The 12,058-nt window shown below is 32.7% G+C and carries 9 protein-coding genes; 2 read left to right on the top strand and 7 right to left on the bottom strand.

Translation table 11 applies throughout. From position 1 onward, the window contains the following. Nucleotide 1: 1 nt before the first annotated feature. Nucleotides 2-514, top strand: a complete 513-nt coding sequence (locus ACZZZA_RS07200) for a GNAT family N-acetyltransferase (RefSeq protein WP_463430487.1) — start codon at nucleotides 2-4, stop codon at nucleotides 512-514. An 11-nt stretch (nucleotides 515-525) separates the two neighbouring features. Here ACZZZA_RS07200 and ACZZZA_RS07195 read toward each other — a convergent pair whose 3' ends face one another. Together ACZZZA_RS07195 and ACZZZA_RS07190 are read right to left on the bottom strand one after the other, a co-directional pair. Beyond that, the gene (locus ACZZZA_RS07195) at nucleotides 526-1,299 is read right to left on the bottom strand and encodes a peptidase associated/transthyretin-like domain-containing protein (RefSeq protein WP_463430486.1); all 774 of its coding nucleotides are present in this window, start codon (nucleotides 1,297-1,299) and stop codon (nucleotides 526-528) included. A gap of 32 nt (nucleotides 1,300-1,331) precedes the next feature. Continuing rightward, nucleotides 1,332-2,075 (bottom strand): hypothetical protein, encoded by a 744-nt coding sequence (locus ACZZZA_RS07190; RefSeq protein ID WP_463430485.1) that lies wholly within the window; start codon nucleotides 2,073-2,075, stop codon nucleotides 1,332-1,334. Between the two features lie 178 nt (nucleotides 2,076-2,253). Here ACZZZA_RS07190 and ACZZZA_RS07185 point away from each other — a divergent pair, with 178 nt between their 5' ends. Next, the gene (locus ACZZZA_RS07185; RefSeq protein WP_463430484.1) at nucleotides 2,254-5,391 is read left to right on the top strand and encodes a UvrD-helicase domain-containing protein; all 3,138 of its coding nucleotides are present in this window, start codon (nucleotides 2,254-2,256) and stop codon (nucleotides 5,389-5,391) included. Between the two features lie 81 nt (nucleotides 5,392-5,472). On the opposite strand, the gene ACZZZA_RS07180 is transcribed toward ACZZZA_RS07185, so the two are convergent. The 5 genes from ACZZZA_RS07180 to ACZZZA_RS07160 form a co-directional block, all read right to left on the bottom strand. Next, nucleotides 5,473-5,982 (bottom strand): ferritin, encoded by a 510-nt coding sequence (locus ACZZZA_RS07180; RefSeq protein WP_463430483.1) that lies wholly within the window; start codon nucleotides 5,980-5,982, stop codon nucleotides 5,473-5,475. A gap of 134 nt (nucleotides 5,983-6,116) precedes the next feature. Then, on the bottom strand, nucleotides 6,117-6,581 hold the full coding sequence (locus ACZZZA_RS07175; RefSeq protein ID WP_463430482.1) for a hypothetical protein: 465 nt from the start codon (nucleotides 6,579-6,581) through the stop codon (nucleotides 6,117-6,119). A 179-nt stretch (nucleotides 6,582-6,760) separates the two neighbouring features. After that, entirely contained in the window at nucleotides 6,761-7,765 is a 1,005-nt protein-coding gene (locus ACZZZA_RS07170) for a hypothetical protein (protein ID WP_463430481.1), read from the bottom strand. 147 nt (nucleotides 7,766-7,912) lie between these two features. Continuing rightward, nucleotides 7,913-10,564, bottom strand: a complete 2,652-nt coding sequence (locus ACZZZA_RS07165; protein WP_463430480.1) for a 4-alpha-glucanotransferase — start codon at nucleotides 10,562-10,564, stop codon at nucleotides 7,913-7,915. 129 nt (nucleotides 10,565-10,693) lie between these two features. Next, a complete protein-coding gene (locus tag ACZZZA_RS07160; protein ID WP_463430479.1) occupies nucleotides 10,694-11,857 on the bottom strand; it encodes a T9SS type A sorting domain-containing protein in 1,164 nt (387 codons plus the stop codon). Nucleotides 11,858-12,058: the final 201 nt, after the last annotated feature.

Raw genomic sequence — 12,058 nt, 5'->3', positions numbered from 1 at the left:
TATGGAATTTTTACAGATTAATTCACCTGACGATTACCGCATAAAGAAGATTTATGATTCTTATGCTTCAAGTTTTCCTGAAGATGAGAGGCGAGATTGGTACAAATTTGTACGTTTATTTGAGCATCCGCAAGTGAAAGTAGTTTCGGTTTTACACAATACGGAAAATATCGGTTATTTGGTACTTTGGGAGCTGAAAAATCATGTTTTTGTGGAACATTTTGAGGTTTTTGCAGAATTCAGAAATCAAAAATTGGGTTCACAGATTACAGATTATCTATTTGAAAATCATCCAAGAATAGTTTTGGAAATTGAGCCAGAACACCTCAATGAAAATTCGCAGCGCCGTTTCTCTTTTTATCAAAAAAACGGTTTTCATCTGATTGACGAAATGTACATTCAGCCGAGTTACGGTGAAGGCAAAAAGCAGCTTCAGCTTTGGCTTTTATCCAATTATCATCCGGAAAACATTAATGAAGTGAAAGATGAAATCTACGATGTAGTGTATCATTAAACTACCGAATATTATTTTTTTGTCTGAGATTTCATTCTTTCAATATATTGGGGAGCTACTTTTTCAATTTCGAAAACTGTTCCGTTTATGTTCTTCGACTTCACAAAATCTAATGATCTCGGATTTTCGAGAAAAGCAAATTGTAAAAACTCGTTAATATTTTCTTTGGAAATCCCCAGAGAGTCGAAATACTCAGTATCTAGCCTGCTTACTAACCATTTTAAATGCCTTTGCAAATCTTCAAACTTATAGAGATTCTTCATTCTGCGTGCATCACCACTTATCACTTTGTATAGAGCATCTACATTGATTGCTGCCATAGGAAAACCGACAACAAATGCATCTGAAAGATCAGGAGCTTTTTCTCTAGCCACTTCAGGCGGTCTTGGAAGACCAATATCTTTCTGCAATTGTGTCACTTTATTTTCTTGGGCAAGCCTTCTAGAATCTCTATTTAAGTCTCCTGTAAGATTCAGAATTTTAACTTCTTCTATTTCTTGGGGAATTCTGATTAAAATAACATTCAATGAAGAATCGTAATCTGAAATCTTTTTGGAAGCTCTTTCATATCCTGCTTTTGAGAATCTTATTTCGTCATTTACACCTGCTTCAATTTCAAAATTTCCAGAGGCATTGCTGGAGGTCTTTTTACCATTTGAAATATTTACCACCAAAACGTTACTAATGATCATATCATTTTCACTTAATATATTACCTGAAATTTTCTGCTGAGAAAACAAAAAATTACTTGCCAGTAAAAAAGTAATCAAAAAATAGGCTTTCATATAAATTTTTTTTTATCATTTGTGTGTGTTTATTATTTCTCTTGCGGGGTCTTATAAGAAGATATTCTCAGTAAAACGGCCCTTTGAAATCTCATTAAATCTGCATCGCTGACGAAGCCATATTTCAATATGCTTGTCCGCTCAAAACCACCTGCCAAAACGTAATAGATAAAATGCTGAACCTGAGAATTTTCAATTTTCAAATCATTAAAATACTGGTAACCCAATGCCGTTACCATATAATTCATAAAATCTACATCATCCCATTTGTTCTTTATTTTACCAATCGAAAAACCTTGTCCTTTCGGTTGTACAAATTCGCCTGGTTTTGCCGCAAGAATTCTTGGATCAGATTTTTGAGCAATGTAAACGTCTAAATCTTTCTTCAGTTTTTCAACTTTTCTTGGCGGATTTAATGTTTTAGTATCAATTTTCAAATCGCCTGTCAGCATTTTTTTTATCTCAACTTCGTCAATCAACTGCGCAGTTCTTACCAATTTTACATTAATGGGTGAATCAACGTTATCTTTAGTAATATTTGTATTGACTCTTTCATAACCGATTTTGATGAATCGCAGGTTATCACCCTGTCTTCCGGAAATCATAAAGTGTCCGTCCCGATTGGTTGTCACACGCTCATCTGTTCGAATGTTGATTACGCTAACCTCAGACATTTCTATATTCTCTTCAGAAGTGACCTTCCCGAAAATAAAATCCTGGGCATCAATATTAACGAAGAAAAACACGGATAAAATAAAGAGTAGTTTTAATTTCACGGATTATTGTTTTATAGAGCAAAACTAAAGTAATTTTTATTGAATTTCAGAAGTTTAACCACCGTTAACGCTTTTAGTATTTTTTTGGCACCTTTCTTTTTAAAACTGTTAAAAACCAATCTGCAATTGTTAAAATTTCATTTTAATTTTAATTAAATTGCAGACTTAATCTCTCAAAATGAATAATTCGTATACGGTCATCAATGCTTCTGCAGGTTCAGGTAAAACCTATGCACTCGTACAGCGGCTTCTGATGATTTGTTTGCGACATCCCAATCAGCAACATTCTATCCGTAATATTCTGGCATTGACGTTCACCAATAAAGCGGCCAATGAGATGAAAGAAAGAATCTTGTCGTGGCTGGGAAATTTTACCGCTGAAAACTATAAAGACAACACAGATTTAAAAAATATTCAAACAGCTTTTGAAAGTGAAGGTGTAAAAATTACCATTGACGAGCTTCATTTCAGGTCAAAAAAATTACTTGATTATGTTCTTCATAATTATTCTACTTTAAATATCGGTACCATTGACCGTTTCAACTCAAGATTGGTTCGAAGTTTTTCTTACGAATTGGGTTTGGCTAAAAATTTCAACCTTGAGATTGATGCAGAACCTTTTCTCATTGAAGCAGTAGATAAAATGCTCGACCAGATTGGCGAAAATGACAGTATTTCCAATTCTTTTATGGATTATGTGGATTACAGTCTTGAAAATAATGAAAGAATCAATTTAAATAAAAACCTGTACGATTCTGCAAAAGAATTTGTAAAAGATATTCATTATGAACATCTTAAAAACAATAAAAGCTTCGATGACAGTAAATATGAAGACATCAAAAATACACTTCGGAAAGAGATTGTCTTCAACAAAAAGCGTTCTTTAGAAATCGCAAAGCAATCTATTGAACTTTTCAAATCAAGAAATATTGATGTAGAAGATTTTTCACAAGGAAAAAATGGTATTGGTGGATTTTTCACTAAAATTTTAGATTTTTACGATAAAAAAAGACCGGGATTTCCTTTTCCTACCAACGAAGAAAGTGCTTTAAACAATATTCAAAAAGGAGCTGCAACAAAATCAAAACATAAAGAGTCTGAGATTTTTGAAATTCTAGAGCAACTTTTGGAAAACAGAATGCAACTGATTCTTTTATTTATAGAAACTCAGAAAAAGGAGAAAATCTTATCTGCTTTACTTCCTTTGAAAGTTAATAAAGATATTCAGGACGAGCTGAAAAAAATTGAAGATGAAAATGATTTGGTTTTGCTTTCAAAATTCAATATTCTCATCAACGAAAATCTCAAAAATGAGCCTTCTGCATTTATTTATGAAAAAGTAGGTTCACAATTTCAGCATTATTTCTTTGATGAATTTCAAGATACTTCAGAATTGCAGTGGCAAAACTTCATGCCGTTGAGAGACCACAGTGTTTCTACTGAAAACACATCCTTTACTTTGGTTGGTGACCCTAAACAGAGTATTTACAGGTTTCGAGGTGGTGAGAGTAAATTAATGCTTGACATTATTAATAAAAAAGAAATTTCGCCTAAAGAAGCTGAATTATTGGTTTTAAAAGACAACTGGCGAAGTGCAAAAAATATTGTTCAGTTTAATAATGAGCTGTATCAATTTCATTCTATCGATTTAGAAGAAGAACATAAAAATATTTTCGGGATTGATGCCGAACAGAATTCAAAATCTAACATAGAAGGTCGGGTAAAAGTAAATCTTATTGAAAATCTTACGAAAGATGATTTTTACAATGACGTTTCCGAAAAAATGCAGAAAGACATTCAGGAATGTATTGATAACGGATTTACATTTTCAGACATTACGATTCTCTGTCGTGGAAACTTTGATATATTCAGTTATTCACAGAAATTGGGCAATTTAAAGGTTGATTACAGAGGAGAAGAAACAAACATTAAAACGATTTCAGATAAAGGTCTGACGTTAGAATTATCGAATACTCTGCAAGCAGTCATTCAGTTTTTGAGATGGGAAACCAATCCTAAGAACAAACCTCATCTGATTATGCTGATGTTTTACCTGAACCGTTTGGGCAGAATTACCATGGCGGATTTTAGTTTTGATATGAAAGAAATTCTGGCAATTGATTCTCATGAGGAAATCTTAGAATTTATTCAAGCTCAATATGCTTTAAAGCTGAAACAGGATAATTTTCCTAAATTTAATCTCTACAATTTTGTTGAGTATTACATCAACGAATTTGCGGTAGAAAATAAAGAAACTGATTTTCTACTCAACTTTTTGGAAATGTTGTTTAATTTCACTCAAAATGCAGGAGCAAGCACGAAAGAATTTTTGAAATATTGGGACGAAGAAGCTTCAAAACATACCATCCAGGCTTCTGAAAATATTGATGCCATTCAGATCATGACGATTCACAAAGCGAAAGGTCTGGAATTCCCCATTGTTTTTATTCCTTTAGAAAATAAAAATGCGGACAGCCAGTTTAATAATTGGTTTGATACGGATGAAGATGAAGCTCTGAAATCTGTGAACATCAATCAGTTCAATAAAAATCTGGAAGCATACGATCCTGAAATTGAAAAATTTAACAAAATTAATTCCTACAAAAACTTTGTAGATCGACTTTGCCTGCAATATGTTGCGACAACAAGACCCGTAGAACAGCTTTTCTTTTATCTGCAGAAAGCCAATAAAACGTCAAACAATCTTGAGATTTTAGAATTTATTCAATCTAAAAATACCGAGAATCTTGATGAGTTTGATTTGTATAAAACAGATTCTGAAATGTTGGTAAAGAAGACAAAACATAAAAGTTCTTCTTACAAAACCAAAGACATCCAAAATCTAAATAATAAGCACGAAAAAAGCACTTCAATAAAAATTGCAACGCCCTCTAAAACCTATCAGGAGCGAAATAAAAAAGTACGAACCGGAATTTTCGTTCATGAATTGTTATCAAAAATCAATACTAAAAAAGACATTGAAAAAGTGCTGGAATGCTATACTTTGGAAGGTCACATAACTTTAGAAGAAAAGGAAGAAATTCATCATGCTTTAATTGATATCATTACCAGACATTCTGAATTTTTTGATGAAAAATGGGAAGTGATCAATGAAAAAGACATCATGATCTCCGAGAGAGGTATAAGTAAAATTTACCGTCCAGACCGTATTTTAAAAAGTGATGAAGGTTGTATCATCGTTGATTTTAAAACCGGGCAGGAATCTGAAAAGGACAAAAGACAGATTGAAACGTATAAAACCGTGTTGGAGAGTTTAGGAATGAAGGTTTTGAAAACTCAGTTGATTTATTTGTAGAAATATTTTAAATCTTAATTTCATTGAATAGAATCGGCGGCACCTTTGGTGCCGCCGATTATTATTATTTATCTCAGAAATTTAAGCTTTCGTATCCGGAACAAAAACTCTCTGCGAAAGTTCCTGATCAAAAAGATATAATGCAGATGGATTATCACAAACCATTTTGATTTTAGTAACATACTGTGAAGCGCTCGCTTCCTCTTCTACCTGCTCATTGATGAACCACTGTAAAAAAGAAGTTGTAGCAAAATCGCCTTCGTCGTTGGCATTTTTTACAATATTAAAAATGCTTCTGGTTACTTTTTTTTCATGCTCCAGTGCTTTTTCGAAAATATCCACTGCATTTTCGAAGTCATAAGGTGGTTTTGCAATCTCACCGATGATGATCTGACCTCCGACATCATTCAGATAATCAAACATTTTATCTGCATGCATCAGTTCTTCTTTGCTTTGAACTCTGAAGTAATTGGCAATTCCATCTAAGTCTTTGGCGAAAAACCAAGCAGACATTGAAAGATAATATTGAGCAGCATATTGCTCGTGAGCTATTTGTTCGTTGATGAGTTGTGCAATTTTTTCGCTTACCATAATAAAAATTTATACTCAAATTTACGCATTAAAAGGCAACTTGAAAAGTTTTCCTAAAATTTAGATTTAGATTGAATATAAAAAGGATGGAATTGCTTCCACCCTCTAACATTAAAAATCAAAACTATAAACTATTAATTCATCTGAGACTGAACCGCCGGCTTCATACCGTGTCTCAACATTTTTCTATCTCCCTTCACTCCTTTTTCTTTCATCATCGCTCTTCTTTGTTCCATTTTTGCCTTTTTACCGGCTTGCCATTTTTCGTACTGATCAGGAGAAAGAATTTTTTTCATGTCATTATCCATCTGCTGTCTTTTAGCCTTCATCTGCTCCATTTTAGCCTGTCTCTGCTCTTTGTTTTTCTCAAAATTGTTCTTCATTTCAGATTTTCTCTTTTCATGAAGATCATTTATCTGAGCTACCTGACTTTGGTTCAGATTAAGTTCCCTCTGCATTTCAGCCATTCTTTCCTGTTCTTTCTGCTGCATTTTCTGCTTCATTTCTTCCCTGTTGAATTTTTTATCTTGTGGAGCTTGTTGTGCCATTGCAAAACTTCCCATTCCGATCATTGCGATTGCTAATACTAATTTTTTCATTATGTTTAAATTAATTGGTTTGTTATGTCTTTTTGATACATTATAAAAGCATTAGTTAAATGCGAAATTCATAAATAATGTTAAATTTTAATAAAAATATTTTTATAATATTTATTAAATAAAAAGAGATCAGATAATAAAACCTGATCTCTACACCACTCAAATATAATATATGAAAACTAATTTTTTACTAAGCTGTTTCTGAATCCTCCAGAACTTCTTCCTTCACTTCTTTTATTTTCCTGTCTTGGTAAAGAATTCTGAATTCTCGGGCTAGAACTCTCACTTCTTTGCTGAGATCTAAATCCTCCATTTCCTCTTGTGCCATTATTTTCAGACCTTGGAGTAACTGTTCTCGGTGCGCTGGCTTCAGATTTTCTGTTATTATTGTTTCTGAATCCTCCTGCATTTTCATTTCCTCTCACTCCATTATTCCCGTTATTACTTCTTACACCACTGTTATTTCTTACGCCATTGTCAGAATTTCTGAATCCTCCGTTGTTTTCATTATTTCCTCTTACTGCATTATCTTGATTTCTGAATCCACCGGAAGAATTGTTGTTTCCGTTTCTGAAACCAGAATTTCTGACCACATTCAAGGTTGGGTTATCATTACGTCTGAAACTGTTTCTGTCAACTCTGTAAACATTGATATTCACATTTCGATATCTGGGTGTTACCCTAAATCTCGGTGAATAATATGATCTTCTGTAATTTTGAAAATATGCAATCGGTCTGTGTCCATGGTAATAATTGTTTTGAAAAACAACAAACACTCTCGGTCCCAAAATTCTCTCCATTGCATAAAATCTGTCATAGTACCATCTGTCTGGGTTGTATCTGTAAAAATTATTCCAGTTAGAGAAATTTGCGTACAGATTATTCAGATATAAGATCTGATCAATTTGCCAGCGATTGAGTCTGTTCTGTTGAAAGAATACATTCCAGTTGACATTGACAATGCTGTTTCTATAATCATTGTAATAACTTTGATAATAATCTTGAGGATAATAATCCTGAGGATAATTGTAGTAATAATCATCCGGAAAATAATTTTGATCGTCCTGATCAGAATAATATCCGTCATTATTACCGTAGTCATCATTGTATCCGTTGTTTGGATATTGCTGTGCAAACGACAAAGTCGCCAGAGTTAAAGCAAATCCCAAAAATATTTTTTTCATTTCGATAATCATTAATTGTTAATTGTTAATTTAAGAGAACTCTCATTCTTGTCTTTTGGATGTAAAGAAAAAAAAGAAGTTAAACCCTAGAGTAAAACTTCTTTGTAAATATTTTTAATCAATTGATAATCAATATGATTATTTTTATTAAGCGCGACCGCTATCTTTAACCCAATCTGAAATTTTCTGATTAAAAGATGTATTTTCCGTTAAATTTTCTACATTTAAATGCATTCTGTATCGCCAATAATGCGGAAACACTGCAGGATTATTAATTCTCTCATGATCCATATTGGGATTGGTCAAATTTTGATCCGTTGCAAAAAATTCCTGAATGGGGAAAATAGCCAACATTGCATCATTATACAAATGCTGTTTCATGATGATTTCTGCCAAATAAGGGTCAAGATTTTCCATTGCTTTGCCATACTGCATCAACTGTTGATTATAAAATCTTTGGGTTAAATCATCATTCTCATTCCACCATTGTCGCAAGGTTGAGCTATCATGCGAAGAAGCCGTAACAACATTAAGATAACCAGCATTTTTAGGATTGTAAAAAGAAATCTGTTCTGAAGGCATACGCTGCACTTTCAAAGCAACAATTGCCAATTCATCCATCACATCGGGTACACAATCCGGAACCATTCCCAAATCTTCACCACAAATCAACATTTTTGTAGAATTTAAAATCACAGGAAGTTTTTCCATTGCCTTTTCTTTCCACATAAAATCTTGTCTTTTGAAGAAATAATCCAGGTACAATTCGTAGATTGCTTTTTTCTCCCAATCTGAAAGATATTTGTAAGATTCAGTTTTAAACGCATTAAATCTCGGATGATAAACAGTTTGCCCATCTTTCTCCTCAGTTAAAAATAAAACGTTGGCACAAAGTAAAATCAATTGCTCTTCAATAAAACCTGTCGGTTTTTTCTTGAAATAGTCTGATAGTTTTCTTTGAGTATCAAATTCTTCTTTGAAAGAATAAGTTCCGTCTAAATTATTATTTAAAAAATCCAAAGCTTTATTGCTTTGTTCTCCGAAATAATTCCAAAGAATCAAATCATTGATAAACGGTTTGCAATATCTGTCAAAATCAAAAGGAATATGTCTTGCTTTAAACTCTTCTAAAACAACAGGTACAGCAGGATAAAAATATCCTAAAATACCTTGTGTAGCAGAAATGGGCATTCTCCAGATTCTGAAAAACCCAAGAATATGATCAATCCTCATTGCATCAAAGTATTGTTCTAATGCTTTGAACCTGTTTTTCCACCATTGATAATCATCAGCTTTCATAGCTTCCCAGTTATAAGTCGGGAATTCCCAATTCTGTCCCAGTTCTGTAAACTGATCCGGCGGTGCACCCGCTTGGAAATCCATCCCGAATAATTCAGGTTCTGTCCAGGCTTCTACAGAATATCTGTAAATTCCAATCGGTAAATCTCCTTTTAAAGAAATTCCTAAACTATGAATATAGTCGACAGAATCTTTCAACTGTTTATGAAGTTGAAACTGTACCCAGGCATGAAGCATTGAACAATCATAATCTTTACTTTTAGCCGAGAAAAAAGGTGCTATTTTTCCGGCAATGTATTTCTTATGCGTTTTCCAATCGTTGAAGTTAGGCGTTTTGTACTTATCTCTTAAAACACAAAATGCAGCATAAGGCAGAAGCCATGTTTCATTATCTTTTATGAACTTTTTAAAGTTTTTGTCTTTATAAATTTTCTCTTTTTCGAGATTAAAAATTCTTTCAAGATACTTCCATTTAGCAGAAATCATCTTTTCATAATCGATTAAATCCAATGAATTTAGTTCTGATTTCTCCGTTTGATATTCTTCAACTAATTCTTTAGGTAATTTGTAATCTAAATTTGTAATTGAAATATATTGCGGATGTAAAGCATAAACAGACACGCCTGCATAAGGGTAAGAATCTGTCCAGGAATAGTTTGCAGTGGTATCATTGATGGGTAAAATCTGAATAATTCCTAATGAAGTTTCATTTGTCCAATCTGCCAGTTTTTTTAAATCTGAGAATTCACCTACCCCAAAACCTTCTTCACTCCGCAAAGAAAAAACAGGGATTGCAACTCCTGCATCGTGATACATTTGGTAAGATTTAAATTTAAAATAATGATCTGCTGAAATTTGCAAAACATCTTTCTGAAGATTGGGAACCGTATATCTGTTATCACCATTTTCAATATCAATTACTTTACCTGTAACTTTATCGAAAATGGCATATTTGTACTCAATCAAATGATTTTCAGAAATCTCAACCGAGGTTTCCCAAATTCCAAAATCAGTCTGAGATAGATGAATCACTTTGCTATAATCCCAGTTTCCTAAAGATTCTGTATTTCCAAATAAAACAATTTCCCAGTTTGGATTGTACACAGGCGCTTCAAGTCTGAACAGATGAGTATGTTTTTTGAGTACCGATAACTTTTTCGGAACAAACTGATTCAGTTTATTGTATAAAATTTTATTATTCAGATAGTTTTCGGGGAAATTCTTATTATTCCATTTGTCAAAAATCAAAAACTCTTTATAGTTATGAGGAAAAATCAGTTTGTGTGAAACAAATTCTTGTCGTACTACATTATTTTTATCATCAACAAGCTGGTAATGGTAAGCAACTGATTTTGAGAAATAATCGACCTCACATTTCCAAAAACCATCTTCGGTATAAAACATGGTATGAAGTTTAGGAGCATTGCCATCTTCATTAATCACCAACTGCAGGTTTTCTCCCGCATTTGCCCGATAGCCAATGTTAAAATATAATTTCATCTATCTATTTTTTGATAAAAATACAGTTTTAAAATTGAAAAACAAACCGTTGCAGTATCAAATAATCATTAAAAAAGCCTTTTTCTCAAATTTGAAAAAAGGCTTTCTTTAAGTGTATAAAACTCAGATTTATCTTGTTACAAGTATCTTTTTATTCAACAAAGCTTTGCCAGATTCATCTGTGATATTCACAATATATGAACCGCTAACCAAATTTTTAAGATATACCTGTTGATTTAATTGACCCTCTTTTACAGACAATTTTTGCGTCAGTACATACTTTCCGGAAATGTCAAAAACACTCACTTTTATACTTCCTTTTACTGATTTATCGTTCACATTGATATAGACAAAATGTTCGTCAACCTTAGTTGGATAAACATCCAAATTAGCAAAAAGATTCGTAGAAGATGCTCTGTCATTGACAAAATATTTACTTGCCAAATCATAAATATGAAGATTAGTTTCTCCTGAAAGTTGTTTTGCTTCTAAATCATCAAGAGTCAATTCATACATTGAAGCTCCTTTTGCACTGGCTATAACAATTTTACCTTTAGAATTTACCGCAGCTCCGTTCACAGAATAATTTTCAGGAAGACCGGATATTTTCCCGATAAATTTTGCATTTAAATCTTTAGTAGAAACCTTAAAAACATTTCCTGAAGTAGAGAAAACATAAAAGTTATTTTCTCCATCCGCAATCATATCTCCGCCAAAGCCGGTTTCCATAGAGTTGAAAGAATTTTTACCATTGGCAGCATCGTCTTTTATAATTCCAAGATCGCTTACCACAAACTGATTATTTTTTTTACTGATCTGAAGAAACTGCGTTCCTGAATTATTAATGGCATAAATGTTTCCGTTATATCCTGTTGCCATTCTAGTAATATGAGAATTGATATCACAAGATGTAACTCTTGCAACGGTATTTTCAACTAACGTAATCTCCTTTGTTTTTTGATTTAAAACATAAATGTTAGAAGAAAACATTGGCATGTAGAATAAATTATCACCTGCAGAATCGTAAGCCAAAGCAGCTAAAGTCATTGACTGTGCATGATTGTACGAAGTCTTGTCCTCAGTAACTGTAGATTTTCTTGCTTGAGAAATAACTTTCGCTTCCGAAGAAACTCCAAATATACTTTGACCGGAAGTTCCGTCTGCATTCATTGCACGAAAATCGCTAAACTCTATTCTTGGAGAATCTTTACCTGCGAGAGCGAAAAAGTCTTGTTGAGCATTAATGGTATTTCCAAGTAATAAAAGAATAATAGGGAATAAATGTTTTTTCATAAGTACTTAATTAATTTTTGTAATTGTTTTACTGTTACTAAGTTAAACATTTTTTGATTTGATCAAAAAAATATTTCAATATTATACTTCAAATTGTTGACATAAAAATTCACGCCCATAAATTAATAATCTTGTACACATGAATTGGGTTTGATGCGTATGAATTTCAAAGTCTGAAATAGACTTACGGAAAATGATATG

The organism is Chryseobacterium sp. AC405b (genome assembly GCF_979258685.1).
The sequence above is the reverse complement of the archived record's forward strand: the minus strand, read 5'-3'. Positions and strand labels throughout refer to the sequence as shown.

What these genes read in the sequence shown, in the direction of transcription:
- ACZZZA_RS07200 (WP_463430487.1), top strand. Translation starts at nt 2, where the DNA reads ATGGAATTTTTACAGATTAATTCACCTGACGATTACCGCATAAAGAAG.
- ACZZZA_RS07195 (WP_463430486.1), bottom strand. Translation starts at nt 1,299, where the DNA reads ATGAAAGCCTATTTTTTGATTACTTTTTTACTGGCAAGTAATTTTTTG.
- ACZZZA_RS07185 (WP_463430484.1), top strand. Translation starts at nt 2,254, where the DNA reads ATGAATAATTCGTATACGGTCATCAATGCTTCTGCAGGTTCAGGTAAA.
- ACZZZA_RS07180 (WP_463430483.1), bottom strand. Translation starts at nt 5,982, where the DNA reads ATGGTAAGCGAAAAAATTGCACAACTCATCAACGAACAAATAGCTCAC.
- ACZZZA_RS07175 (WP_463430482.1), bottom strand. Translation starts at nt 6,581, where the DNA reads ATGAAAAAATTAGTATTAGCAATCGCAATGATCGGAATGGGAAGTTTT.
- ACZZZA_RS07170 (WP_463430481.1), bottom strand. Translation starts at nt 7,765, where the DNA reads ATGAAAAAAATATTTTTGGGATTTGCTTTAACTCTGGCGACTTTGTCG.
- ACZZZA_RS07165 (WP_463430480.1), bottom strand. Translation starts at nt 10,564, where the DNA reads ATGAAATTATATTTTAACATTGGCTATCGGGCAAATGCGGGAGAAAAC.
- ACZZZA_RS07160 (WP_463430479.1), bottom strand. Translation starts at nt 11,857, where the DNA reads ATGAAAAAACATTTATTCCCTATTATTCTTTTATTACTTGGAAATACC.